Source organism: Bacillus sp. RAR_M1_44 (genome assembly GCF_020165935.1).
In the GTDB taxonomy this organism is placed as follows: domain Bacteria; phylum Bacillota; class Bacilli; order Bacillales; family Bacillaceae; genus Bacillus; species Bacillus altitudinis.
Genome location: NZ_JAIUKX010000001.1, coordinates 42,016 through 68,498 on the forward strand (window position 1 = coordinate 42,016; position 26,483 = coordinate 68,498).

Genomic DNA, 26,483 nt, shown 5'->3' on the forward strand with positions numbered 1-26,483 from the left:
GGAATACATGTTAAAGAGAGACAGCCTTTAGAGTGTTGTCTTTTTTTATTCAGTTGTTTCTTCGTATCGAAAATACTTAAAATCGGCAGGCAGATGTTCACCGCTTGTGTCTTGGCACTGCATTCCAACAAAAGCCCCTGTAAAGAACCCCCCTCCTCGAATAAAATCATCTGATAAATGAGTCGATTCAAGCGGTACATCTATTTTTTCCCACTCTTGTTGATCAAAAGAATAAGAATACGTGTACGTCTCTCTCTGAACGGTCACTTTTAAATACACATACGGAATCTCGTCTGGGATGATGATTTTTTTGATCAGCGGCTGAGAAAAGGTCAGATTTTCACACACAGATAATTCAAGGATACGGCCAAGCGCCTCGTCATAAGTCACCTGAAGTGCAGTCCAATTTTCCGTATTATAATAATTCACAAGACCTGCCGCTTGCTGAAAGTTTTTCGGAAAGAAGGAAACCGCTGTCTCTGCTTCAAAATAAAAGCTTTGCCAGCGCCTCGCAACAAATGCTTGGGTAAATTTAGACGTTAAAGATTCCTGCCCATACAGCCTTAAATGATGAGGATTTTCCGTCACTGAACCAATCTGATCCGTAAATGGGATTCTTAATGTTTGAAAATGTCTATTTAACGATGAATCTTTAAATTCATCGACTATGTGATAGGTTGGAGAGAACTCTTTTACGCTCATCGCAGGCGCTTCAACCTCTAGAAGCCCCTCTTTTCCGCCTACCACATACGGCCAGCCATCTTTCCATTCAAGCTTTTGTATGGCTGTCTCTCTTCCTAAAGGGCACCAGCCTCTTTGCTGAAAAATGGATTCCTTCCTTGAATGAATTGGGCGGCCAGTCAGATGAGCCAAATACCATTCATTTGTATGCGTTTGTACAATGGAAGCATGCCCGCATTTTTGTAGTGGATGGCTAGGCGCGTGAAAAGCCGTTAAAATTGGGTTGTCAGGATGAACCTCATACGGCCCATCAATACGCGAGGAACGAGCGATTGTGGCTGCATGTTCGTAACGTGTGCCCCCTTCAGCTGTTAATAAATAATAGACATCATTGATGTAATAAAGATGTGGGGCTTCTGTCAGTTTGATTGGCGTGCCTTTAAAAATGACCTTCCGCTCACCAACTAGTTTTTTTTCAGATACACTATATTCCTGCAAGGCTATACCTGCAAAGGAGTGATGTTTTTCTCGATGGTCCCACAGCATATTCAACACGTATTTCTTTCCGCTTGGATCATGGAACAAGGAAGGATCAAACCCAGAACTATTGAGTCGAACCGGATCGCTCCACTCGCCATCTACTGCATCAGCTGTGACCAAATAATTATGACCATCCTTAAACGGACCATCTACTACTTTAATATCAGAATAGATGAGCCAAAACTGACCATCCGCATAACTTAAACACGGCGCCCAAACCCCGCCGGAATCTGGATTTCCTTTCATATCGAGTTGAGAAATTTTTTGCAAGGGACGCGCGGCGAGCCGCCAGTGGACGAGATCCTTCGAGTGATAAATTTGCACCCCCGGGAACCATTCAAATGTAGAAACCGCCATGTAATAGTCCTCTCCCGCACGGCAAATACTTGGGTCAGGGTTAAACCCTTTGAGCACTGGATTGGTAATGTTCATTGAACTTCCTCCTCTTTCAGAGAGCTACATTTTAAAGTCGTCCATATGATCGATATACACCTTATCTCTATTCTCAAGCTCTCGTATGACTTTTTTATGTTTTTCTTCATCTAGGTTATAAAAATTAATATCAACCATCGCTAAAATGAGTAAGCATACAGGAATCACCGTTGTCGTGATTAAAATGCCCAGTAAAGCTTCTGGTGTTTGCACTTGATTTGCAATATAACCAAATCGGTCAAGGACAAGCCCTGGAACGATGCCGCCTAAGGCCATCCCAAATTTAAAGAAGAAGCCAATCACTGCGTAAATCAGTCCACCCATTCTTTTCCCTGTTTTATATTCGCCATATTCAACGGTTTCAGGAATGAGTGCCCACATGTAAGCACCTGCTGTAATACTCCCTGCAGCCGCAACGAGCCTGAAAATAAGTATTAAAGTGATTTGACTCGGCGGGATCACAAGTAAGGCAAGAAGGCCTACAATATTCAGCAATAATGAATAATTCAGCAGCTTTTTCTTTCCTAACAACTTGTGTAGCTTAGGAATAAACGGCAACACCATTAAAGCTGGCAGACTGCCAATCAGGCCGTACCACTTCACTAAATCTTCTCTGCCGAGGTTATACGTCACATAATAGATCCCGACTGAGTTGCTGATCGAGTTCACACCAAAGATAATGATAAAAAATATGCTTAACACAACAAGCGGACGATTCACTCGTAACTGGACAAAGAGATCACTGAACTTGATCTTTTCCTCTGGCTTTTGAAGCGTGACGCGCTCATTCGTACTTTTAAAACAGAAAATCAGTAATCCGCCCCCAAGTACGCCGAGAAATGCCATCGTGATCTGCCAGCCAAGTGCTGTATTTCCTGTTGTATCACTCAAAAACGTCGCAAGAAACGGAACAAAAAAAGCAACCACTAAACCACCGAGATTTGCAAAAAGCATACGAACAGACGTAATACTGACGACCTCTTGGTTATTTCTTGTCATTGCGGAAGTTAAAGCACCATAAGGAACATTGATGAACGTGTATGTAAGCGATAAACCAACATACGTGATGTACGCATAAATGAGTTTTCCCATTTCGGAAAAATCCGGTGTCGTAAAACAAAGAATGGCAAGAACGGCAAAAGGTAACGCACCAAATAACAAATAAGGTCTAAACCGGCCAAAACGGCTGTTCGTTCGGTCAACCATCGCCCCAATAAACGGATCTGCAAGCGCATCAATGGCCCGAACCACCAAAAACATCGTCCCTGCTGCTGCTGCTGATAATCCATACACATCCGTATAAAAAAATAATAGATACGTAGAGACAGTTGCATAAATTAAATTACATGCGAAATCTCCTGAAGCATACCCCACTTTTTCAGACATACGAATCTTCTTTAAATTCTCACTCACCATGAGTTTTCTCCCTTCTTCACTTAGCCTCTTCTAGCGGACAGATGGTGCAGGGCAGCAGCAATCAATAGGTCGAAAAATAAAGCGCTTTCAATTTGTTGTAAAAATGAAGCTGAACATCTCTTTCTTTCAGCTTAGCCCACACAGCAGCAAATCATTCGCTTTAAACAATAGATCAATAGATGATCGCTATCTTAGTTTATCGATTAAACAAACTAAGATGAATTCATTTTATAAAATATGATCTGACTTTTCAATATTTTTCGAAAAAATAATCCAAATAATTGATTTCTTGTCATTTTTTCTAAGATATGAGGAGATGAACCTTCTTTTTATCTTCCAAAAACAAAGAGAACTCAAATAATGGTTGCATTCATACCAATCCCATGCTATATTAATCAAGCGATGAGCTGAATTGTGTAAGTCGGGTAACACGTCTCTTTGAGACATACACGAATGTGGCGTGTGGTTATTCCGCCTCAATACGCAAAAGACATCTTCTGATGAAGATGTCTTTTTTCTTACCCTATTTTGGTGCCATTTTCAACCGGCTCATCGGTGGCAAGCAGGACAACGTCTTCTTTTGACGGCATGCCTCCTAAGACAAGCACCTCTGATTTAAACCCGGCAATTCTTCTTGGCGGGAAATTGACCACTGCAATAATTTGTTTCCCAGTGAGATTCTCAGCCTGATAACGTTTTGTCAGCTGTGCACTAGATTGTTTTATGCCAATCTCATCCCCAAAGTCAATCTTCAGCTTGAAAGCAGGCACTCTCGCTTCTGCAAAGAACTCTGCTTCTACTATCGTCCCAACACGAATGTCTAATGCTAAAAACTGTTCAATATCTGCCATTAGAATCTCTCTCCCTTTCAATCTTTCATAAAAGATGACCACTTGTCTTCCACTAATTTCTTAATTGTAGCACACCCTACTCTTCTAAAAGAAAGGGTTAAAAAGACTATTCATTGAAAATCCTTTTTAGTTTACATAATCATTTTATAGTAGTCTATTAAATATTTGCATCATGAAAATGAATTCGGTAAAATGGCAAATAATCCTACTGCTTCCTCCCAAATATATCAGGGAGGGTTAACACTTGTTTACATTATCAGATATGTGGACGTTTTGCTGGTCGTTTTTCGTCATTCTTCCTATCGTTGCCATCTTGCATCAGCTGGGCCATATTGTAGTCGCATGGCTGTTTGGAGCAAAGGTTTCGTTTGCACTTGGCCGAGGCAAAAAAGTATTGAAAATAGGCGTCGTTGAAATTAGAAGAATCTATTTTCTAGATGCATTTTGCCACTATGAAGAAATGAGGAGAAATAACCGTTTCTCACACATACTTGTCTACTTAGGCGGATCATTATGCAACCTGCTCAGTGTTCTCATATTGAATACAATGATCGCCAATGATTTCCTGCCAGAACATCAATTTTTCTATCAATTTGCTTACTTCTCAGTCTACTATGTATTTTTTGCTTTACTGCCAGTACAGTATGCAGATCATCATCCGAGTGATGGGCAAGCGATTGTGAACATCATTCGTCACGGTGAACCATGCGACATCATTGACTAAGATGAGGGGCTTTCACTGGCGATTTGATACTGAATCGTTAAAAAAGGAATACCGAATAACTTCATTTGATGAATTGCTGTGAGACTTTTTTCCGTCTCTGCTTTCATATGAAAGCTTTCTTCCATTGGCAGTTTCATGGTGATGAAAGACGTATGCAAATACAATCCTTCATCGCCCGTACTGCCTTTTGGACTTTTACTTTTTAATAGAAAATCTTCCTTTTCATTCAAAGGTTTTAAAATTGCCGTAAGCTGTGAAAAAGGAAGCGGCAAAGCAATATTCATATAGACTGTCTCTTCATCATGGTGCTGAGCATAGAGCGCATAAAAGACTTGCTCGCCTTTCTCATTGCGCCTGACCCACACACGTACATTCTCCCTTTCTTCAAGAGGATGTTGAAATCTTGAAAGACTCCCCGACATTTCATATGGCATTCGTGATGACCCTAAATAGAGCTGTCCTAGTTGTCTAAAAACAGGTTGAAGCAAAAAGACAAACGGCCTTACCCACCAATGAAAACAGACGGCTGCTTTTAACGTAAAGGACATCGGGTCTTCATAAAATCTGCGAATAACAGGTGACACACTCTCTGCTGAAAATGCCTTTCCATTTAATTGGTCAAGAGAATCGACTAAACCAATCTTCTCATCATGCTGCATGTCGTCATGTTGAAAAGACATGATCTGAAAACGACCGTGAACTCTCGATACCGGAAAATCCTTCTGTTTCAATCGATCAGCTGGTCTTTCAATCAACCATCCAATGAGGCCTGGTAAAATAACCAAACTTGCATTGATACTGCCATGAAACCAAATCATTTGATCCATGCTGATGTAGGTAACATGTAAAAGCATTCCGGCAGAATAAAGGAATGATAGGACGATCGTTCCCATTAACATGATGCTAGAAAACACAACAAACCCTTTTGCGACAGTTGAACGAAAAGAAGTTGTCATACATAAAATTCCATACAAATAAAGTGCGATCACATAAAGAACGACGCTGAACGTATCAAACAGGCGAGAATAGCTGATTCCAACAGCAATCATCACTGGCGACAGTAAAATAACCCAGCCACCCACTTTGTATAGCGTCGTCTCTTTTTTCCGCTGCCTCCCCAATAATCCATAAAAGATAGGGATAAAAAAAGCCGAATAATGAAAATGAATAGCGGTCAAAAGTACAATCATCGGTGAAAATGTCATCACTTGTATATCTGCTATGTACAGCCAGAACCAAAGTCCACCTAGAGCGATATACATACATGCGCCATCGATCATCAGCTCATGAAGCGGATGGGCTCCTCTTTTCAGCAAACGGGTGAAACCAAATAAAGCCAGAATCATTGTAAAGAAAAGCCATCCCAATGCAAGCCAAAGAGAATGATAAATGAATGCGCCTGTTGCACATAGAGCTGCTACTGGAAAGGCTTTCATTATGAAGCCGATCAGCCCCTTCTGCTGCCGTTTCTTCTCTTCCTGATAAAAAAAGTGTAAGAAAGCGGGAAGAAAAAATAAAATCACAATCAAAACAAAAAATTCTGGTATGGGAGCTGTCGTCAAACGTGTAAGGAGAAAGCAAGCCATCAACACGATGCTACACATCAAATGCCATTTATTCATGAGATGACACCCTTTCCGTAAACCGGCCCTTATACGTAAAAAGAGTGCCAAAAAGGCGATTTTTCACTTGAACATCAATCGTATACTCACCTGCACGCTCATCGTACCCTTCTGTTACATCAGATTCACCATAAAGCCAAGAAGGGAGCGGCCACTCCCGCCCAAACAGCAAAAACTTTTGCTTACCTGATTGAATGTGCAAGAATCCTTTTTCCGTGACTGTAAAATGAAGCTCTGACACAAGAAGCCTAGGTTTTCCAAAGTAGTCTAGTACTTGATGGCTCTTCTGATCAATGATCATATCTGCATCAAAATGTCTTTCCTTGTCAGGAAAATAGAACGTTCGAAACCAGTGCATCCCTTCTTCTCCCTTACTTGTCGTAAAAGGCTTGTTCACAATTTGGAAGGGAATATTTCGCCCTCTTTCAGGAAAAAAACAGCGAAACAATGGACCGACTTTGAATAACAATCGGATGAGCTTTGTCCCGCCTCCTATTTCCTCCATGATGCCTTCGGCCGTAAACGCGCGGTTATAACGTTCTTTTAATGTTGGATGCAGCTTATCGTAGTCCTTTACTTGATGATGATGAACGACCATGTCTACCTCCCCTTTTTCGTTTGATCGAAAACACATCTACACAATCTTTTAAATTAATCATTCCTGCAACGGATAAAATGAAAAATGCACTCAGCACCAGCGGCTCGTGCAGAGTCGTTTCTGGCGATAAAATCCCTATACCAAGCATCAGTAGCAGAAAAATGCTTTGAAGGATAAATATATATTTTTTTGGCAGTTTAGGCATGAGCCATGATACACCTAATAGCGCATAAAACAATCGAAATCCGGTGCTATGATCAAAAGCAGAAGGTGAAAAAGGAATGATCGCTTGACATAACCAGACGATGGCAAACAACAAACAAATGCCATAATGGGCAAGTGTTCTTTCAAGAAGCAAACGGGGATGCGTTCCCTTTTCAAGCCACGTCTTTAATGCGCCAAAGCTAAAGGCAGTCATAAACCCCATCATTGGCCGAAAAAAGAACCGGTCTGCCCATTTCCACCCTTTTCCTTCCTTTGTTTCATAATCAAATTGCGTTTGAAACACAATGTGATCATTCGTTTTCATGTATTTCCAATACCCTCCGCCTTCTTTGATGAAAGACAAAGGGTGTGATGATTTAAATTGAAGTGAGGATGCTCTTTCATGACGCTCATCCTTCACGCTCGTTCGATACGCTCCTGTCCCAGTTACACTAATGCCAAATCCAAGGTGTTTCTCATACAAAAAGGATTGGGGCTGTTCATCACTAGGTCCATTTAATGAAATTGTCGAAAATCGCAAATCCCATTGTTCATGAAGCTTTGGATTTTGCGTATACTCCCATACTTTTTCAATAGGTGCTTGAATGGTTGTTTCCACATAAACAGGCTTTCTTTTCATCTGCCTCTACTCCTCTATGTGAATTATTTCACATAATAAGCATACCATGTTTCACAAAACTGTCAAATCTTTATTGGTTTTTTGCCCAAAAAATGTTTTGATTTGTTTACATCTCCTTCATCATATCGGTTCGATACATAAAAAAGACCTGTCAATGAGACAGATCTTCTTGCTCTTTGATGCCTGCAATATAAAGACGGACCGCATAGCTCACACTATCTTCAAGCTGTTCTTTCCGTTGAAATCCTTTTTTGTTTGAAATATCTCCAAAGCCGTGCAGTAAGCTTCTGAGACCTCTGACGACATGTGTCATGTCCTCTTCTTTTACACCAAAACGAGACATGATGGATTGGACAAAATCAGCAAGATTCTCTGCAGCCACACTGACTTCTTTTTCATTCATATGTGAAAAAGCAGCCTCATAAAGACCGGGATGCTGACGAACAAATTGAACATATTGTCTTGCAAATGCTAAAACAGCGTCTTCTTTTTCCAGCCCCGCTGTTACTTGTTTGCCGGCCTCACAAAGCATTGTCAGCCCCTTAACAGCAAGAGCTGCCTGTATTTCATGAAGACCGGATATATGGTTGTAAAGAGATGGTGGTCTGATGTTAAGCCGTTTGGACAATGTAGCAATAGTCAAAGCGGAAAAGCCCTCTTCATCGACAAATTCGATGGCAGATTCAACAATTTTTTCTTGTGTGATACCCATTCTTGGAGACATGGCTTACTGTCCTCCCTTTTGTAGCTGATGCTTCCTTTTTTCGATAGCGGCTCTGAGCTTTGCCTCAGGCTCTATGATGAGATCACCGTGTCCTGCTGCGAGACAAGACAAGGGAAATGCCAGTAATTTTTCAGCGCTTTTTAGTGCTGTTTCTGCATCCCAAGTGGCAAAAGCCGGGAATGGGAAAGTGAAGCGAAACTCACCCGTTACAAATAAACCGCCTTTTGTCACAACTGCATCACCCGCAATGACAATCCCTGACTTTTCATCGTATAAAGAGATGCTTCCTGGTGTATGTCCTGGTGTGGCAATGACTTTAAGTGACCCAATCTCGTCCCCTTCTTCAACAAGTACGTCTGGTTTTGTGTGAATGTCTTTTGAAAAACTGCCTTTGACTTTTTTCTTCGGCTCACCAGGAAGTAAAGAGAAATCGCCAGCAAACAGGCGAGCATCTCGTTTCGATAAATAAACAACTGCCTCTGGAAAAGCCTTTTTCACTTCATCTAGTGCGCCAATATGATCCATATGACTATGAGTCAGAATAATTTTGTTAATGGGTTTGTTTAATTGATGTGCAAATTCAATTATCGAGCTTGCTGCCATTTTCAAAGCTGCATCAATTAAGATGAGTTCATTCTCTTCCTCAAATACATAACAATTTACCGGAAAAATACGCGGCATGAGTGTAAGCTGGTGCAAACGGTCAAATGTTGTCACTCTCATCTTGTTTTCCCCCTAAAACTAATGTCGTTAGTTTTATATTAACTAATAGTATTAGTTTTAGCAACTATTTTTTCATCGACTGCAATATAAATATCAATTTGCGCTTCTTTTGGATCAATCGATCGTTCGTCGTACCATTCAAAATCGCCAGTATATGTTCGCAAATAACGCTGATCCCAACTCCAAATCTGCTGCCATGTTTCAAACACAACCTCTTCAATCGGGCCCTTTCTCGTTTGAAATCTTGCGTAGGTGGAGCCTGGAATCTCTTTTGCATCTTGTGCTAGCTGCTGGTCAACCAATTGCCCCGCTGTGAACAAATAAGCGCCATTTTCATCCTTTTCATAATCTGAATACAGCCCTATGACTGGCGCATGGCCCCCGTCGAGCTGCTGCGTGAAAAATTGCTGCCAAAGCGGTGCAATCTTCCGCTCGTTTGTTTGCTCCATTTCATTTGTTGTTCGAACAGATAATCCCTTGATCCATTGTTTCTGTAAAATCACGATATCGTACATACATTCTCATCTCCTTTTTTCCATCATATAAAAAGAAACCTGACAACATTATGTCAAGTTCCTTTTGGTTTTTGAAATTGTTTCAACTTGAGATCAAACGCTTCCCGAACGGATGGCGGAGAGACAATGTCAACATCTGGCCCTAAATAAAAAAGAAAGCTATATAACCAATCATCCTGAGGCAATGTGATTGTGGCAAGATAGGTACCATCTGCACATACGATGAATTCATTTTCATCTATCCATTCCTTCACTTTACCAACAGAATCTTCAGTCAACCTGAGCGTTAGTGTACTGACGGAAGGTTCTTCATGCCAAGAATCATTCCAAGGCTTGTCTTCATTTTTTATTCGTTTAGGAAGAAAAGATACTGAATGCGTGATAAGGTCTGACATTCTTTTGAGTTTAAACAGGCGAAACGCTTTTTTCACGCAGCAATACGCATACAAATACCAGTGTCTTCCTTTTAAGACAAGTGTATAAGGCTCTACTTTTCTAGGAAGTGTTTCGCCTTTTGCATTGCGATAGGTGAACTGGATATATTGATGCGCTGAGGCAGCGGTATGAATGAGCTGGAGCTTCTTTTCTAAGTAGCTGTCTTTCCCCCAAGAGCTTAAATCAATAAAGACAAGTTGCTGTTTCTCATTTTGAGGCGGGATCAGGGATTTCATTTTCTTTAGTACATGTTCACTTTCTTTAAAGGTGTATGCACTCGTAATGCTTTCAAGAGCTGTTAAAATCAGTTCAATATCATCATCGGTGAATAATTTTTTCTCTAGACGATAGTCGTCAACGAGTGAAATTCCACCCCCTGCGCCTTGTTTTGTGACAACTGGAATCCCCGCTTGATTAATCGTATCAATGTCACGGTATATGGTTCTTACGCTCACTTCATGTAGTTCAGCGAGGTCTTTCGCCTGTACTTGCCGTTTGCTAATCAGTATCATCACAATGGACAAAATGCGATCGATTTTCATGACTTTTCCTCTTTTTCATAAATACAGGTTTTGATTTGATAAAAAAAGAAAGAATGGTAATGATAAGTAACAGCCAGCATTCGTTTACATCCCTGCCTGTGCAGGAGGAGGTTGCATCATGACACATCACGTATGGCAGTTGTTCATGATCGGGATCGTCATGCTCGTCTGGATCATCATTCGAATGAATCGAATGAGACGCTATCAGCTTGTGCGCCCGGTAAATCTTTTCATGAGAATGTATGTATTTAGTCTCACTGCCCTTATTCTCTTATCAGAAGGATGGCAAAATCACAGTATTTTTATCTATGCCGTCATTGGCATGATCTTCGGGAGCAGTCTCGCCGTTCACGCCTATCAGACGATTCAGATGAAATTAGAAAATGGCCGGCTGTATATGAAAACAAGTAAATGGATTGAAAGCTTTATTTTATGTTTGTTTTTATCTAGGCTAGCATTTAAATCGGTCAATCTGACAACACATGCGATCACCAAAATGGATATCGTTGAATTGTATCAGCATATTGTCAGCGATGATGCGCTGACAATACTCAGCTTTTTCCTTCTAGCGGCTTACTATATTGTGTTTTCTTATCAAATGATGAAAGCAAATAAACGATCAACCCATGTACATCATGCATAAAAAACCTTCCTATATAAAAGTAGGAAGGTTTTTTCTCAATCATGCTGTGCATGGTGTATCATTTGTTCAAGCACTTCCATCACATGCTGATCTTCAGGACTGTAAAAAATCGAGGTCCCTGCTCGTCTAGATTTCACGAGACGAAGATTTTTTAAAAAGCGCAGCTGATGAGATACGGTTGATTGCATAAGGTTTAGTGTTTCTGCTATATCATTTACTGAATGTTCACCTTGAGACAGCAAATGCAGAATACGAATACGCGTCGGATCAGATAAGGCTTTAAATGTTTGGGAGACAAGAAATAGACTTTCTTCGTCCAGCTCCATCCGTTCCTGTTCTTGATTTGTATTCAGTTCTTCCTTCATTTCGCTTCACCTTTCTTGTCAGTCAACTCACGACTTATTCTATGTATCATCATATACCAAAACGTGTAGCATGCAAAGCTTCCACACCTTTTGAAAAAAGATTTATTCAAATAGCATTGACACGTGGTAGCATTCTTTTTAAAATGAGCATTATTTATACATTTTTTTAGAGGAGCTGATAGGCAAATTGACTGAAGAGCCAAGACTAAAACGCAGCCTGACTGTTTTTCCGCTTGTTGTGATCGGGCTTGCTTATATGGACCCACTTGTCGTATTTGATTCATACGGCATTGTTGCTCAGCTGACGAAAGGACACGTTGCTGCAGCTTATATCTTTACTTTACTGGCATTACTATTGACAGCGCTTAGCTATGGGAATATGGTGAAGGCTTTTCCAAAAGCAGGATCTGCATATACATACGCGCAAAAAAGTATTCATCCTCACGTTGGCTTTCTTGTAGGCTGGACACTATTGCTAGACTATTTATTTTTGCCTATGGTGAATTTTGCAATCGGAAGTGCTTATTTAACCGCAGCCTTTCCTAATGTACCTCATTACATTTGGATCATCATACTTGCTATCGCCATAACGACTGTCAATGTAATCGGTATACGTCTTACAGCCAACATTACAGCGCTATTTGTGACCTTTCAGGTGATTGTCGCTGTGACATTTGTTGGGTTTATTGTTTATGGGCTCACGCAGCATGCAGGCACGGGAGAGATACTGTCAACCCGTCCGTTTTATTCAGCGAGCTTAGATCCCGCCCTTATTTTTTCCGGCGCGACGATTTTATGTTTTTCTTTTCTAGGATTTGATGCGATTTCGACCATGTCTGAGGAAACAATTAAACCAAAAAGAACGATTCCTCTCGCCATATTTTTAACGGTCGCCATTGGAGGTGTGCTGTTTACCCTCACCTCTTATTTTTTACAGCAGGTGTTTCCAAATTTTCAACAGTTCAAGCATCCAGATGCCGCATCACTTGAAATTGCGGAATTTGTAGGCGGCGCGTTTCTCCACTCATTCTTTTTAGCCGGCACCATGGTCGCTGTCATCTCTTCCTCCCTATCATCACATGCGAGTGCCGCAAGACTCTTGTATGCGATGGGAAGAGATCAATCATTACCAAAGCGTTTCTTCGGTTATATTCACCCAACATTGAAAACGCCTGTATTTAATATTTTATTAATTGGTGTTTTCTCGTTAACCGCAGTTATTGGTGAGCTTGAGGTCATTTACTCGTTTATCAGCTTCGGGGCATTAATTGGATTTACGTTTGTTAACTTGTCTGTTTTCGCCTACTATTTCATCAAACAAAAACAAAGAGGTGTATTAAACACACTGAGGTATGCCATCATCCCTCTTTGCGGAACGGCTTTTTGTATTTGGCTCTTAACAAGCATCAGTACAAATGCATTAATCATCGGCATGGTGTGGCTCATGATCGGTTTTGTTTATTTCTGCTATAGACTGAAAACAAGAACAGAATTTACGTTTGGTTATGATTGAATATAAGGTTTTCACTTGGTATCCTGTGCAGGATATGGCATAATATAAAGGCTGTACTTCCCTTTTAAAAGCGGGGCAAAACAGGGGTGAACTGACCTTGAAAAAGAAAAAAACAGGATGTTTTGCCATTTCAGGCTGTTTCACGATTTTTCTGTTTGTTTGCGTATTAGCGGCCATTGTCATTTCCTTTAATCAAAAGGAGTTAAAAAAGCTGCCGATTGATACGGAATCAATTGTTTTGTCGAGATTGGATGATTACAAACCGCTTGTAGAAACAGAGTTAAGAGATCAAGATTTAGATCAATATACCGCGTTAATTCTCGGTATGATGTATCAAGAATCAAAAGGCAGAGGCGGAGATCCAATGCAGTCCTCTGAATCTCTTGGTTTGAAACGAAATGAAATCAATGACCCTCAGAAAAGCATTAAACAAGGAGTCCATCATTTTTCGACTATGTACAAGCATGGGAAGAAAAAAGGCGTTGATTTGGAAACCATTATTCAAAGCTATAACATGGGAATCGGCTATATTGATTTTGTTGCAAAAAACGGGGGAAAACATTCCGAAAAATTGGCAAAGCAATACTCCAAAAAGCAAGTGAAGCGAAACCCTGAAGTCTATACATGCGGGGGCGACAAAGATAACTTTCGCTATCCGTATTGCTACGGTGATTTCACTTATGCTGAAAAAGTAAAAGAAAAAACGAAAACAGTTGAAGAAAAGATGAAATTGGCTTCATCATCCACACCATCATCGTAAAAAAAGCACTTCCTAAACGGAAGTGCTTTTCATTTTATGAATGCTCTTTCCCGATTTCCGGCAGGATCGTTTTGGCTAAATGCTGATCCATTTCTTCATATTCATCATAATGAATCGTTTCATATAGTTCTTTTCTCGTTTGCATGTCCTCCAGCATTCCCTGCTGCGTCCCTTTTTCCTTAATCTCTGTAAATAAACGCTCATACGCTTTTGCAGCAACTCTCAGGGATGATACAGGATAAATCACCATTTGAAAGCCAAACATAGAAAATTCGTCTGTATGATAATAAGGTGTTTTTCCAAACTCCGTCATGTTTGCAAGGAGCGGCCCTTTTATATTGTTTGAAGCATACGTGAAATCTTCTGCTGTAATCAGCGCCTCAGGAAAAATGGCATCTGCTCCTGCTTCTAGATAGAGATTAGCCCGGTGAATGACATCCTCCATCCCGTTTACTGACTTCGCATCCGTTCTTGCGATGACGAGAAGTGTAGGTGCCGCTTGTTTGATCGCTTTGATTTTCGCCATCATTTCTTCTACAGAAACAAGTAATTTTCCGTTTAAATGTCCGCATTTCTTCGGCATTTGCTGATCTTCAATTTGAACAGCCGCTACCTTGCTCTCAACCATCTCTTTTGCTGCTCTGGCTGCATTTAATACACCGCCATAGCCAGTATCCATATCAACTAAAAGAGGCAGCTGAGAAGCTCGAATGATTTCCTTTGCCTTTTCCGCCATTTCAGTGGAATGAATCATACCAAGGTCAGGAAGCCCTTTGCTTGCGCAAAAAGCGGCACCCGATAAATAAAGCCCTTGAAATCCCATTTTCCTCGCATAGAGCGCAGACATTCCATCGTGAACGCCTGGAATTTGAAATAAAGCGGATTTGTGCATTTGCTCTTTAAAAGCTGCGGCTAAGTCAGCTTGATTTACTTCATCATTCACGATCCACACACTAGCCCCCCCTTATATGACAAATAAATCCATAAATGCTGGTACTGTCGTTGTTTTTAATTGATTTGGATTTTGACAAAGTGAAACAATTTGATCGACTTGTTTTTGTGGAAATCTCGTTTTCAAATGATATGCCCATTTCTTTTCAAGCAGCGGGATCCCTTCCTGCCTTCTTCTGCGATGACCCAGCGGATATTCAATTTCGATTCGATCTGTCATCGTTCCGTCTTTAAAGAAGATTTGAACACAGTTTGCAATTGATCTCTTTTTCGGATCTAAATAGTCTTCTGTATACTGTTTATCTTCTTTGACGATCATTTGATCACGCAAACGGTCAATGAGCGGATTCTGCGCCGTTTCTTCTTCATAATGATCAGCGGTCAGCTCACCATAGATTAACCCAATGGCTGTAATATACTGCAAGCAATGGTCACGGTCTGCCGGGTTGTAAAGCGGTCCTTTTTTATCAATAATTCGAATGGCTGATTCATGTGTCGTAATCTCTATCCTGTCAATCTCATCTAAACGGTCTTTTACCGCGTCATGTAGAATGACAGCGGCCTCAGCGGCAGTTTGCGCATGAAATTCTGCTGGATAGGCAATTTTAAAGAGTACATTTTCGATCACATATGACCCGAGCGGCTGGGCAAGTGTGAGTGGTTTTCCTTTCATTAACACATCTTCAAATCCCCACTTTTCTGCACTGAGGGGCGTTTGATAGCCCATTTCTCCTTTCAATGTCATCATCGCCAGTCTCACCGCACGGCTTGTAGCATCCCCTGCTGCCCACGATTTCCTTGATCCTGTGTTCGGGGCATGCCGGTATGTTCTAAGCGGTGAATTATCCACAAAAGCTTGTGATAACACATGCTGCACATCTTCTTTCGTTCCGCCAAGCATTGCACATACGACTGCACTTGATGCCACCTTGACAAAAAGAACATGATCCAAGCCATTTCGATTCAAACAATTTTCTAAAGCAAGAACACCTTGTATTTCATGTGCCTTTACAATCGCATGCAGTACGTCATTCATCGAAAGCGGTTCTTCTCCGTTTGCAAGCCTCGTTCTGCTGATATAATCGCTTATAGCCAATATCCCGCCCAGGTTATCTGAGGGATGGCCCCACTCCTGTGCAAGCCACGTGTCATTATAATCTAACCAACGGATCATACATCCTATATTAAACGCCGCTTGAACAGGATCTAATACAAATGAAGTGCCGGGCACTCTTGCTCCGTTAGGGACAACAGTTCCAGGTACGATGGGTCCAAGATGCTTCGTACATTCTGGAAAGTTGAGCGCCAGCATTCCGCAGCCGAGTGTATCCATGAGTACATACCGAGCTGTTTCAATGGCCTCTTTGCTCGTAATTTCTCCATCCACGGCATAGGCTGCGATGTCTTCTAATAGTTGATCTGTTTGATTGGCTACTGCTGTTTTATTCATCTTCATTCCCCCGTTTTTCCTTCATCATTTGAGACTTTTAATCCTCTTGGTCCTAAATACCTTACTCTCGGTCTAAAAATCCGATTGTGTGAATGCTGCTCGATGACATGCGCTGCTAATCCGCTTGCTCTCGCAGCAAAGAAAATCGGTGTATATAGTGAAATAGGAATGCCGAGCACGTAATAAATCGGTGCTGCGTAATAATCAAGGTTTGGATAGAGGTTTTTCTTTTCTTTCATGTATGCCTCGCCTGCGACGCACATGTCATACAACGTCGTGTCTCCTTTTGATTCGGTAAGCGTTTTCAACGATCGTTTTAAAAGAGCCGCTCTTGGGTCCATTTTTCTCATATATACCCGGTGTCCAAAGCCCATCATTTTTTCTTTTGCGGCTAATTTACGTTCGATGAGCGAAAGGAAACCTTCTGTTGTTTTGCCTTCGAGCAGCATGTGCATGACTGCTTCGTTTGCGCCTCCGTGTAAGTCACCTTTTAATGAAGAAATCGCTCCAGTAAAAGCACCATACATGTCAGAATGAGTAGATGCAATGACTCTTGCTGCAAATGTTGAATTCGGCAGCTCATGCTCACTATAAAGCGTGAGTGTTTGGTCAAATGCTTTGATTTCGTCTTGTGCCGGAGTGCGGCCTGTTAACATCGCTAGAAAGTTTTCAGTGTAGGATTTGGTCTGGTCTGGAGTAGGTGTGGTGTCTTGTGTGAGAATATGATAGCTTCCCGCAACAATCGCTGGCAGCTGGCCAAGTAATCGAACGGCACGCGCTTGTTGGCATACTTCTGATCGATCATTCAGTTGTTCATCGTACCCTGCAAGAGCAGATAAACACGTTCTCATGGCATCCATTGGGTGAGTGGTTTTTGGCAGTTTTGTCAAAATGGTTTGAATGGTTGGATGTAAGCTTGTTTGTGAGGAAATATCTTGCTGAAATTGGTGATATTCCATTGCATCTGGTAATCTTCCGTAAATGAGCAGATAGGCTGTTTCTAAGTACGTCTTGTTTTGTGCCAGCTCGATGAGGTCATAACCGCGAATCACAATTTCTTCTTGCTGGACATCTAGGAACGAAATTGACGTTTCGCTTGCCACAATGTCTTCAAGCCCCGGTTTGTACTGCAATTGTTCAGTCATCATATAACCCCCGTTTCGTTCAATTGTGTTCTCCAAACGAGCAAACGGCCAGACATGATGTGATTCTATAGGTGGGAAGATACCGTGCAAGTCGGATACCCAATTCCCATTTTATCCAAAGCACTTCATCTTGTAAATAAAAGAACGTATGTCCAAATGGACATACGTTAGCTGTAGTATGGAGAAATCATGATATATACGATGACACCGGTTAGACTGACATAGAGCCAAAGAGGCATGGTCCATCTGGCAATTTTACGATGACGTTCGACTTGCATTTGTGCGCCTCTAAAGAGAGTGATCAGTGCAAGCGGTACAATGACGGCAGATAAGACGATATGTGTGATGAGAATAAAGAAGTAAATCGGACGAATGATTCCTTCTCCCCCGAAGTGTGTATCAGCTGCCATTGAATGATACGTCACATACGAAATTAAAAAGACAAGTGTTGTTGAAAAAGCCGCAAAGATAAATCGTCTATGGGCTTTAATGTTCTTTTGTTTAATCATAATGAGCGCTGAAAGTAAAAAGATAAACGTAAAACTGTTCATCACGGCATTCAGTAACGGCAGAAATGTAATATCCAGATGACTAAATTTATCTGTTTTTGGCATGAAAAATAATAAAGCAATTAAGCCATTTATGGCAATTGTTAAAAAGACAACAATGCCGGTGAAATTTTTCGGTTTTTGATTCTGTTCGTTCATGTTTGAAAACCTCTCTTTATTAGTTCCGACTAAGAGTATGTTATTTAACTTTCTCTCTAAAGTCAATGAATTCGCTGTCTTCGTCGAATTTTAGACAAACTTGCCGATTGCCTGCCTTCTAGCGGCTTGAAAGATCCACTCACTTCCTTTAGAATGGGAATTTGTGTGGTTTTTATCAACTCTTCTATGAAAGGAGCAATAGACTTGTCAATCTTACAGGAAACAACAAAAGATGTGAAGACATTAGAGCAAGAATTACAGCAGTTGCAGTTCCAAATGTATCGAATGCAAGAAAATATAAAAGATATTTCAAAAAAAGCAAAGATTATTGGCATTGATCAAGCGAAGGAAGATGAATGGATGATCGTCTCTGCAATTGAGAATGCAGAGACGTGCAAAATCATGTTAAGCGATTGCGAAAAAGCTTTTCGCGGACAATCTGATTTTTCCTTGATCGCGGAATATCCTGAAGAAGGAAAGATTCACATTGCCGATATTAAAGGCCCGCCTGATAATGGCTATGGATCAATTTGTATGAAGCATTTAAAAGAAATCGCAAGAGAGCAAAACATTCCAGTCATTACTGGCGACCTCGTCAAAAGAGATTGGAACCATGTGGACCGCCTGATTCATTTTTATGAAAAACACCATTTTGATGTCCAAATTAATTGGAAAGAGCAAAGCGGAGAAATTTATTGGGTGGACAGCTAACGACACAAAAACCAGCGTTGAGAGCTTATACGCTGGTTTTTGTCGAAAATGCGAATTTTTCAGAAAAATATGTGTATTTCCGGCCAAAAAAAGGTATAATAAAAGCATCAGGCCGCCACCTGATGCTTTCTTCCAAAAACAATAGACTACTAGTTAAGTACTTTCACTTTGACTGATTTTACGCCCCAATTTTTAGCTTGGGATTTGCTTGGTACGTGTACATCAATTTTGTTACCTTTAATTGCGCCGCCAGTATCTGCTGCGATGGCTTCACCGTAGCCTTCAACATAAACCTTACTTCCTAATGGAATGACATTAGGATCTACTGCGATTACTTTTGCATTTGGGTTTTTGTTTAAGTTTACCCCTGTTGCAGTGATACCTGAGATGCCACCATCATTTGCTGTATAAGCCGTAGCCGTTACAGTCATTTCTTTTTGAACACTTTGACTAGCAGAAGATGATTCTGCTTTAGCTGTTTCCTTTTTAGGAGCAGCTTTTTTCGTTGTTTGCTCTTTTTGGACAGGTGCCTGTTTTTGAACAGGTTCTGAGCTTACCGGAGCTGAGCTTTGACCAGCAACACTTAGTGTTGAACCAATCATAATTATATCTGAGTTTAAGTTATTCCAAGACTTAATATCGCTAATTGACACATTGAATTTTTGAGCGATTTTCCAGAGGCTGTCCCCCTTCTGGACTTTGTACTGCTCCTGAGTTTTCTCTTTTGAAGAGATTGTCAATTTATCTCCTACATAGATCATGTCTGTAGATAAATTGTTCCAACCCTTTAGGTCCTTTAGAGACACATCATTTTTTTGAGAGATTCCCCAAAGTGTATCACCTTTCTGTACAGTGATTTCCTTTGCAGAAGCTTGCTGTGCTCCTAATGCTGTTGTTGAGATTGCTGCAACAGCAACCAAGGACATAATAGTCTTCTTCATAAAGTAAATCCTCCCTTGTTAGCTTTTTATGGCGGCTAACGAGTGCTATCGTAACATATGTAAATGTCATTTCAATAACAAAACGATATGTTTTAGATTACAGTTCCTTTACATGAAACATCTCTCTCCATTGGTAAATCAGCCCACTAAATGGCTCAATTCCGCATCATATCAAGGTTTTGAAGAGATGGAAATCATCATGATGAAAACGCGTCCAAGTGAAACGAAAAAAATTTATTTTCCTTCTTCAAACTCTTTATTTTTTCTCTTTTTCTATAAATAAACGAATTTCTTCTAAAAAAACATCTCCATATTTCTCTCTTTTTTGTGCGCCGACACCTTTAATATTTAAAAGTTCTTCTTCTGTTTTAGGCTCTACTGCTGACATTTCCTTCAATGTTTGATCAGAAAAGACAACAAATGGCGGAACGCCCTGTTCTCTTGCCAACTTCATTCTGACCATTCTTAACTGCTCAAATAATCCATCATTTTCTTGAATAGCCTCTGCCTTTATCGCCTGCTTTTTATAGACGGTCTCCTGCCCCACTAACACTTTCTTTCCTTTTTGTGTCACTTTTAGTGTTGGAAAAGCTCCTTCAGACATGTGTAAATACTCTTCCGTAATTAAAAATTCAATGAAATCACTGATATGTTGGGCTGAATGCTGTTTCATTAAAGCATAAGTAGGAAGCCGGTCGAAACCAAAATCAAGCACTTTTTTGTTTTTAGAGCCGGCTAATACTTGAGCAATCATCATTTTTCCGAATCGTTCGTTCATTCTAACGGTACACGACAAAACCATTTGTGCTTCTCTCGTGACGTCTTCACGCTCTCTCTCGTCTAGACAGTTGCTGCATTTTTGACAAGGGGCACTTGATGATTGGTCAAAGTAGTCCATCACAAATTGCTGAAGGCACTGTTCCGTATGACAGTAGTCTACCATTTGTCTCAGCTTGAGCAATTCATGCTGATACCGTACTTCATCTTCTGTTGATTGTTCAATGAGAAAGCGCTGCACGCGTACGCCTTGCGGTGAAAACAGCAAAATGCATTCACTTTCAAGCCCGTCTCTCCCGGCACGTCCTGCTTCTTGGTAGTAACTTTCAATATCTCTTGGAATTTGATGATGAATGACAAAACGCACATTAGACTTATTAATCCCCATACCAAATGCAGATGTAGCTACCATTACTTGAATATCATCATTTAAAAAAAGATTTTGCTGTTCTTCTCTCACTTCATCATCTAATCCTCCGTGATAAACACCCGCTTTGATCTTTTGCTTTTTTAGACGATGATAAATTTGATCTGCTTCTTTTCGTGTGGCTGTATAAATAATGCCTGACTCAAGACTGTTTTTCTTCATATATTGTGTGATGAATTGGTCGCTGTTTTGCCCTTTCACTACTTGAAAAGACAAATTTTCTCTAGCAAAACCAGTAAAGATTGTTTCTTCTTCGTCCATGCCAAGTTGCTCACATATATCCTGTTGGACCTTCTTTGTAGCAGTGGCTGTCAATGCTACAATAACAGGCCTTTTTGAAAGCTTGTTTACACATTCTTGTATAAAGCGATAGCTCGGTCTAAAATCATGTCCCCACTCAGATATACAGTGCGCTTCATCTATAGCCATTAAAGGAATCGTCAATCGATCAAGCAGCTGAAAAAAACGTTCATTTTGTAAGCGTTCAGGGGTGATATAAAGCAAATCATACTCCCCCTGTTCACATTTTTTCAGCCTTGTATTCATTTCACCTGCTGAAAGTGTACTATTTAAAAAGGACGATCGTATTCCCATCTCATTTAACGCATCAACCTGATCTTTCATTAAAGAAATAAGCGGAGATACAACGATTGTCGTTCCTTCCATCATAAGGGCAGGAATCTGGTAGCAAACCGATTTCCCTCCACCTGTCGGCATAATGCAGACCGTATCCTTCCGTTTATTCACAATCGATTCAATGGCTTGTTTTTGTCCTTGTCTAAAAGCATCAAAGCCATAATATTGTTTAAGAAGTGCTTCAGCTTGTTGTAACATCCAATTCCCTCTCCGTCGTTTGTTTTGTCTATTTTAACATACATTTGTCCATCCACATTCGGTCTGTTCAAAATCGTATTTTGGACAAAATAAAAAGCCATTTTCCAAAAATGGAAAATGGCTTGAATCATCCTAGGAAAAGCTGCGGATGCCGTAATCTAAGTAAGAAAGTTTTAAACCACCACTCCTCAAAGTGGGTGTTTGCAGAAACGTTCCTGTCTTCCTCTCGAAGGAGGCGTGACATTCCGGATTCAATATAAAACTCCCTATTACAGCTTAAAGGTTAAAACTTAATTAACATTACGCGCATCGCAGCCTTTAAACTATACTACACGAAAGTTTATTAAATTTCAAGATATGTTTTTTCTAAAAAAATACTCATGTATACAAGATTTTTGTCTATGTAGACGGGGGAAAACATTATGTTGAGAAAACATAAATTCCTCTCATCATGTTATTTTTCCTCATCTACATCAACATCTTGCTCTTCTTCTAGCCTTTCATACGTATCTGAACGCATTTGATCCATTGTTTCTCTATTTGTTAAATCACGCATTTGCTCAGAGAACGAACGGTCAAATTCATTTGGATCTTGATTGGTTTCTTCATTTTTCTTTGCATCAATTGAATAACGAGTATAGGGTACTGCTTTCAAACGTTCATATGGAATGTCTTTTCCTGTTTTTTCACAAATTCCATATGTTCCGTCTTCCATCCGCTTAAGCGCTGCATCAATTTCACCTTCGAGCTGATCATCGACTTGATCCAGCGTCTGTTCGGTCATGCGGTCTAAATAGATGCTTCCGTGATCTGCGATATGGTTTCCAACACCATTTGAAATCTCATTCGATTCGGCCAGCATGGATTCTTCTTTCTTTTTTGATCCTTTCACATCTTCTTTTAATTGAATAAGTCTTTCATACAAATCAGCTTTTTGCTCTTTCGTTAAGCTCACGGTCAATCACTCCTTTCTTTTTACCTTCCCGCTCCATGCGAAATGAAAACATCAAAAAAGCCGCCGCCTCTTTGGCAGCAGCTTTCTTCATTTAAAGATTGCGAAGTGCTTCTTCTACTGGTGTATCACCTTTGATTAAGTCAAAGGCTTTATTTTTCACATTGGATTCCGTTAAGCTTTCCACTAAAACAGTGGCTACATCTTCTCTGGAAATCTCAATGTCACGATCGTCTGGAATATGAGCCGCCGCTTCTATTTTCCCTGTCTTCTCCTCATGCAGCAGTGCTCCTGGCCGCACAATGGTGTAAGAAAGACCAGACTGTTTTAAATGTTCATCGGCTTTTCTTTTCGCTTCATAATAAATCTCCATACTGCCTTGTCCTTTTCCTTGATGAGGATCGTCGGCATTATAAGAACTCAGCATCACAAAATGCTGAATATTTTCTTTTTTGGCTGTATCAACGAGGCGTTTTGCCCCCTCTTGATCAACAGCGATGGTTTTATCTGCACCTGTTTTTGAGCCTGAACCAGCTGCAAAGATGACAGCTTCTGCTTGCTTCACAGCATCTGTCACATCCTTTTCAAGATCACCGATGACAGGCGCTGCACCAAGTTCTTTTAGCGCATCTGCTTGTTTTTCATCTCGAATGAGAGCAAGCGGCTCATGTCCTTTTTCTTTTAAATATCGAATGACAAGTCTCCCTGTATGTCCGTTTGCTCCAGCAACTAATACTTTCATTGTTCATTCTCCTTTCTGTATCTGTTTCATCTTTATCCTTTTTTGATGTGATTCAAACACACGAATAGAAAAAAGCCTTTCCCACTGTAATGGGAAAAGCTTAAGGGATATGCGATAGATAAAAATAAGAACAAAGAATGAGAAAAGTGCATGTGATCTATGTAATCGCATCGTTGATCAGCAAAGATGTTTTGTTAAAATGGCCTGCACGTCACTCAAATCTGTATCTTTAGAAAAATCGAGTTCAAATACTTTTGAGCTTGTAACAAGCAGCATACCAGTGTCCTGATCAAACACGCCAGCTTCTTGAATGGCAAAACTTTCAATTGATCGATACGGCAAGGAGACCCTGACTTTCTTTTTAGAAAATACGCGGTTATCGCCAAAGATCAGTCGTTTATTAGTGAAACAAATTTGGTCGTGACGCAGTCTGTAAACAGCCTCAATTCTTTCTCCTTCAATTAATAAGGATTCGAATTTTTTATGATCATTTTGTTTACTGACAGAAAAAATACCCACGTAAACCCCCTCTTCCTGCATCAAATTCCTTTATGACAAAACGGCCACACGGCTCTGTGGGTACGTTTTATTCTCACTTATAGAATACGCTATAAATCGTCGTTATTCCATTACGAATAGATTAAATTTCATTTAACTTTTTCTTTTTGATCCGATGCTCTTTCCTCTACTTATTTAGACTGTTAAAGCAGGAAAAAAGTTTCATTTTTTTTCAAGAAATCATTCGTTATGAGACCATAAAAAAACAGTGATTATGTAATATCACTGTTTTAAATGACTATTCATCTTTCGGGGTATCAATCGTTCCTTCGGCATACACATCAGAAATCTGCTCAAGCGTAATCGCCATATCAGCATCTTCATTGTCATGCCAAGCATTTTGATGTTTTTGCTCTTCTTGCTGCTGCTTTTTCATTATCATCACCCTTTACTGTTTTTCTTAGTATGAGTGATGACCCTCAAAATCATTCAGCAGAATTGTCTTCGAAATACTCTTTGTAATACCCGCCTACTTTACCCGTATTATCAACGACAAAGAGAAATTCCTCTGTTTCATTTTTCACATCATATGTGTGTCCAACCGTTAATGCCCGGTCAACCATATATTTTTTCGCATTTGTATGTACACATTTTACTTGTTTTACCGTTTCAGCCGTTTGCCAGTTTTGATGGATCATGATTTAAAAACTCCTTTTTTCATCTATACATTTATTGTAGCCAATTTTTCGTGAAATGCAATGAGTGTTATCGATTGCTTTCAAAGATGTCGTGTAATATGATAAATGTATACGTTTACATATGTGTGCGTATAAAATTGCTTCATGTCCACTTTTTCCACCTAGAACTCGCAGAACAACCCATATCTTTAAGGAGGTTTGTTTATTTATGAGCTCTACAACACTTCAAATCAGTTCAAAACTCGAATCTTTTCTCCAAGGTACGAAAAAACTCTACATTAACGGTCAGTTTGTCACAAGTCATGATAACAAAACATTCTCTACGCCTAACCCTGCCACAGGAGAAACCCTTATTGATGTATATGAAGCAGGTGCAGCCGACATTGATGAGGCAGTAAAAGCTGCTAAAAAGGCGTTCCATGGACCTTGGCGTTCTATGTCTGCAGCCGAACGTGCCCGCTTGATGTTTAAGCTGGCAGATTTAATGGAAGAACACCAAGAAGAACTGGCCCAGCTGGAAACACTTGACAATGGAAAACCAATTAATGAAACAACCAATGCGGATATCCCTCTTGCCATTGAGCACATGCGCTATTATGCAGGGTGGACCACGAAAATGACTGGACAAACCCTTCCTGTCAGCCAGGGATATTTTAATTATACCCGCCATGAGCCTGTTGGCGTTGTGGGACAAATCATTCCTTGGAACTTCCCGCTGCTCATGGCCATGTGGAAAATGGGTGCTGCACTAGCAACAGGCTGCACCATCGTTTTAAAACCAGCCGAACAAACACCGCTATCTGCTTTATATTTAGCTGAATTAGTGGATAAAGCCGGATTCCCAGAAGGCGTGATTAACATCGTTCCTGGATTTGGTGAAACAGCTGGTGAAGCATTAACCGATCACCCTGATGTCAATAAACTGGCTTTCACTGGATCAACAAGTGTTGGGAAATTGATCATGGAGAAAGCAGCCAAATCCATCAAGCGTGTTACTTTAGAGCTTGGCGGAAAATCGCCGAATATTATTTTACCAGACGCCGATTTAAAGAAAGCCATTCCAGGTGCATTAAACGGCGTGATGTTTAACCAAGGCCAAGTGTGCTGTGCAGGATCAAGGGTCTTTGTGCACCGGAGCCAATATGATGAAGTCGTCGATCAAATGGCTAAATATGCGACATCATTAAAACAAGGAGCTGGTCTTCATCATGATACCCAGATTGGGCCTCTAGTGAGTAAAGAGCAGCATGAACGTGTGTTAGGTTATATCGAAAAAGGGAAGTCAGAAGGTGCAACAGCCGTAGTCGGTGGTGACTGCCCTTATGAAGCAGGCTATTTCGTCTCCCCTACTGTCTTTAGAGATGTAGAAGATGAAATGACAATCGCAAAAGAAGAGATCTTCGGCCCAGTTCTATCTGCGATTCCTTACGATTCCATTGATGAAGTGGTCGAACGGGCCAATCAATCTGACTATGGGTTAGCGGCAGGACTTTGGACAGAAAACTTAAAGCATGCCCACGATATCGCTGCACGCCTAGAAGCAGGAACCATTTGGGTCAACTGCTATAATGTCTTTGATGCCGCCTCCCCGTTTGGCGGATATAAACAGTCAGGCCTTGGCAGAGAAATGGGATCATATGCCCTTAACAACTATACAGAAGTCAAAAGCGTGTGGATTAATCTGCAAGACTAATCATTTAAGAAAGCCGATGACGATGTCAT

Annotated in this window: 28 protein-coding genes and 1 other RNA gene; 6 read left to right on the forward strand and 23 right to left on the reverse strand. The window is 40.6% G+C overall.

Annotated features, from left to right (window positions below; translation table 11 throughout):
• Positions 1-45: 45 nt before the first annotated feature.
• The 3 genes from LCD34_RS00140 to csaA form a co-directional block, all read right to left on the reverse strand.
• A complete protein-coding gene (locus tag LCD34_RS00140) occupies positions 46-1,653 on the reverse strand; it encodes a glycoside hydrolase family 43 protein (RefSeq protein WP_224558379.1) in 1,608 nt (535 codons plus the stop codon).
• Between the two features lie 24 nt (positions 1,654-1,677).
• The gene (locus tag LCD34_RS00145) at positions 1,678-3,069 is read right to left on the reverse strand and encodes an MFS transporter (RefSeq protein ID WP_007500679.1); all 1,392 of its coding nucleotides are present in this window, start codon (positions 3,067-3,069) and stop codon (positions 1,678-1,680) included.
• Between the two features lie 518 nt (positions 3,070-3,587).
• Entirely contained in the window at positions 3,588-3,920 is a 333-nt protein-coding gene (gene csaA / locus LCD34_RS00150) for a chaperone CsaA (protein ID WP_017367427.1), read from the reverse strand.
• Between the two features lie 244 nt (positions 3,921-4,164).
• On the opposite strand from csaA, the gene LCD34_RS00155 reads away from it, so the two are divergent.
• Positions 4,165-4,644 carry a hypothetical protein gene (locus LCD34_RS00155; RefSeq protein WP_007500681.1) on the forward strand — a complete coding sequence of 160 codons (480 nt, stop codon included), beginning with the start codon at positions 4,165-4,167 and terminating at the stop codon, positions 4,642-4,644.
• On the opposite strand, the gene LCD34_RS00160 is transcribed toward LCD34_RS00155, so the two are convergent.
• The 7 genes from LCD34_RS00160 to LCD34_RS00190 form a co-directional block, all read right to left on the reverse strand.
• Entirely contained in the window at positions 4,641-6,266 is a 1,626-nt protein-coding gene (locus LCD34_RS00160) for a YndJ family protein (protein WP_224558380.1), read from the reverse strand. The two genes, LCD34_RS00155 and LCD34_RS00160, sit on opposite strands and share 4 nt — an antisense overlap.
• The gene (locus LCD34_RS00165) at positions 6,259-6,864 is read right to left on the reverse strand and encodes a DUF4166 domain-containing protein (RefSeq protein WP_224558381.1); all 606 of its coding nucleotides are present in this window, start codon (positions 6,862-6,864) and stop codon (positions 6,259-6,261) included. Before LCD34_RS00165 ends, LCD34_RS00160 begins: the two co-directional genes overlap by 8 nt.
• The gene (locus LCD34_RS00170; protein WP_007500684.1) at positions 6,827-7,708 is read right to left on the reverse strand and encodes a hypothetical protein; all 882 of its coding nucleotides are present in this window, start codon (positions 7,706-7,708) and stop codon (positions 6,827-6,829) included. The genes LCD34_RS00165 and LCD34_RS00170 overlap by 38 nt, the downstream gene beginning before the upstream one ends.
• Before the next feature lie 151 nt (positions 7,709-7,859).
• Positions 7,860-8,432, reverse strand: a complete 573-nt coding sequence (locus tag LCD34_RS00175) for a TetR/AcrR family transcriptional regulator (RefSeq protein ID WP_008346533.1) — start codon at positions 8,430-8,432, stop codon at positions 7,860-7,862.
• A gap of 3 nt (positions 8,433-8,435) precedes the next feature.
• Positions 8,436-9,155 (reverse strand): MBL fold metallo-hydrolase, encoded by a 720-nt coding sequence (locus tag LCD34_RS00180; RefSeq protein WP_008346532.1) that lies wholly within the window; start codon positions 9,153-9,155, stop codon positions 8,436-8,438.
• 38 nt (positions 9,156-9,193) lie between these two features.
• On the reverse strand, positions 9,194-9,670 hold the full coding sequence (locus LCD34_RS00185; protein ID WP_224558382.1) for a GyrI-like domain-containing protein: 477 nt from the start codon (positions 9,668-9,670) through the stop codon (positions 9,194-9,196).
• A gap of 53 nt (positions 9,671-9,723) precedes the next feature.
• Positions 9,724-10,647, reverse strand: a complete 924-nt coding sequence (locus LCD34_RS00190; RefSeq protein ID WP_224558383.1) for a helix-turn-helix transcriptional regulator — start codon at positions 10,645-10,647, stop codon at positions 9,724-9,726.
• Between the two features lie 118 nt (positions 10,648-10,765).
• Here LCD34_RS00190 and LCD34_RS00195 point away from each other — a divergent pair, with 118 nt between their 5' ends.
• A complete protein-coding gene (locus LCD34_RS00195; protein ID WP_019743306.1) occupies positions 10,766-11,290 on the forward strand; it encodes a hypothetical protein in 525 nt (174 codons plus the stop codon).
• Positions 11,291-11,325: 35 nt separating this feature from the next.
• On the opposite strand, the gene czrA is transcribed toward LCD34_RS00195, so the two are convergent.
• Positions 11,326-11,655, reverse strand: coding sequence for a Zn(II)-responsive metalloregulatory transcriptional repressor CzrA (gene czrA, locus LCD34_RS00200; protein ID WP_007500691.1), 330 nt, complete (start codon positions 11,653-11,655; stop codon positions 11,326-11,328).
• A 187-nt stretch (positions 11,656-11,842) separates the two neighbouring features.
• On the opposite strand from czrA, the gene LCD34_RS00205 reads away from it, so the two are divergent.
• Together LCD34_RS00205 and LCD34_RS00210 are read left to right on the forward strand one after the other, a co-directional pair.
• Complete coding sequence (locus LCD34_RS00205) at positions 11,843-13,168, forward strand: APC family permease (protein WP_224558384.1); 1,326 nt, start codon at positions 11,843-11,845, stop codon at positions 13,166-13,168.
• Positions 13,169-13,265: 97 nt separating this feature from the next.
• Positions 13,266-13,928, forward strand: coding sequence for a lysozyme family protein (locus LCD34_RS00210; RefSeq protein ID WP_017359484.1), 663 nt, complete (start codon positions 13,266-13,268; stop codon positions 13,926-13,928).
• 34 nt (positions 13,929-13,962) lie between these two features.
• Here LCD34_RS00210 and prpB read toward each other — a convergent pair whose 3' ends face one another.
• From prpB to LCD34_RS00230, 4 genes are all read right to left on the reverse strand, one after another.
• Positions 13,963-14,880: a methylisocitrate lyase gene (gene prpB / locus LCD34_RS00215; RefSeq protein ID WP_224558385.1), complete on the reverse strand. Its 918-nt coding sequence runs from the start codon at positions 14,878-14,880 to the stop codon at positions 13,963-13,965.
• A 12-nt stretch (positions 14,881-14,892) separates the two neighbouring features.
• Complete coding sequence (locus LCD34_RS00220) at positions 14,893-16,329, reverse strand: bifunctional 2-methylcitrate dehydratase/aconitate hydratase (protein WP_224558386.1); 1,437 nt, start codon at positions 16,327-16,329, stop codon at positions 14,893-14,895.
• A gap of 2 nt (positions 16,330-16,331) precedes the next feature.
• Complete coding sequence (mmgD, locus tag LCD34_RS00225; protein ID WP_224558387.1) at positions 16,332-17,474, reverse strand: citrate synthase; 1,143 nt, start codon at positions 17,472-17,474, stop codon at positions 16,332-16,334.
• Positions 17,475-17,641: 167 nt separating this feature from the next.
• Positions 17,642-18,181 (reverse strand): DUF420 domain-containing protein, encoded by a 540-nt coding sequence (locus tag LCD34_RS00230; RefSeq protein WP_008346516.1) that lies wholly within the window; start codon positions 18,179-18,181, stop codon positions 17,642-17,644.
• A gap of 204 nt (positions 18,182-18,385) precedes the next feature.
• Between LCD34_RS00230 and LCD34_RS00235 the strand changes: the two genes are divergently transcribed.
• Entirely contained in the window at positions 18,386-18,892 is a 507-nt protein-coding gene (locus LCD34_RS00235) for a GNAT family N-acetyltransferase (RefSeq protein ID WP_019743302.1), read from the forward strand.
• Positions 18,893-19,041: 149 nt separating this feature from the next.
• Here the strand turns inward: LCD34_RS00235 and LCD34_RS00240 are convergent, their stop codons facing one another.
• The 8 genes from LCD34_RS00240 to LCD34_RS00275 all read right to left on the reverse strand — a co-directional run bounded on the left by LCD34_RS00240 (position 19,042) and on the right by LCD34_RS00275 (position 24,761).
• A complete protein-coding gene (locus LCD34_RS00240; protein ID WP_007500712.1) occupies positions 19,042-19,833 on the reverse strand; it encodes a LysM peptidoglycan-binding and 3D domain-containing protein in 792 nt (263 codons plus the stop codon).
• A gap of 256 nt (positions 19,834-20,089) precedes the next feature.
• Positions 20,090-21,871 (reverse strand): DNA helicase RecQ, encoded by a 1,782-nt coding sequence (recQ, locus tag LCD34_RS00245; protein WP_058214060.1) that lies wholly within the window; start codon positions 21,869-21,871, stop codon positions 20,090-20,092.
• 135 nt (positions 21,872-22,006) lie between these two features.
• Positions 22,007-22,192, reverse strand: a non-coding RNA gene (gene ssrS, locus LCD34_RS00250) — 6S RNA.
• 133 nt (positions 22,193-22,325) lie between these two features.
• Complete coding sequence (locus LCD34_RS00255) at positions 22,326-22,826, reverse strand: TraR/DksA family transcriptional regulator (RefSeq protein ID WP_224558388.1); 501 nt, start codon at positions 22,824-22,826, stop codon at positions 22,326-22,328.
• Positions 22,827-22,917: 91 nt separating this feature from the next.
• A complete protein-coding gene (locus LCD34_RS00260) occupies positions 22,918-23,565 on the reverse strand; it encodes an SDR family oxidoreductase (RefSeq protein WP_017367442.1) in 648 nt (215 codons plus the stop codon).
• 177 nt (positions 23,566-23,742) lie between these two features.
• Positions 23,743-24,084: a PH domain-containing protein gene (locus LCD34_RS00265; RefSeq protein WP_008346505.1), complete on the reverse strand. Its 342-nt coding sequence runs from the start codon at positions 24,082-24,084 to the stop codon at positions 23,743-23,745.
• A gap of 277 nt (positions 24,085-24,361) precedes the next feature.
• Entirely contained in the window at positions 24,362-24,499 is a 138-nt protein-coding gene (locus LCD34_RS00270) for a YozQ family protein (RefSeq protein ID WP_017359491.1), read from the reverse strand.
• Positions 24,500-24,548: 49 nt separating this feature from the next.
• Positions 24,549-24,761 (reverse strand): DUF6501 family protein, encoded by a 213-nt coding sequence (locus tag LCD34_RS00275; RefSeq protein WP_017367443.1) that lies wholly within the window; start codon positions 24,759-24,761, stop codon positions 24,549-24,551.
• Positions 24,762-24,969: 208 nt separating this feature from the next.
• On the opposite strand from LCD34_RS00275, the gene LCD34_RS00280 reads away from it, so the two are divergent.
• Positions 24,970-26,454 (forward strand): aldehyde dehydrogenase family protein, encoded by a 1,485-nt coding sequence (locus LCD34_RS00280; RefSeq protein ID WP_017359492.1) that lies wholly within the window; start codon positions 24,970-24,972, stop codon positions 26,452-26,454.
• Positions 26,455-26,483 lie beyond the last annotated feature (29 nt).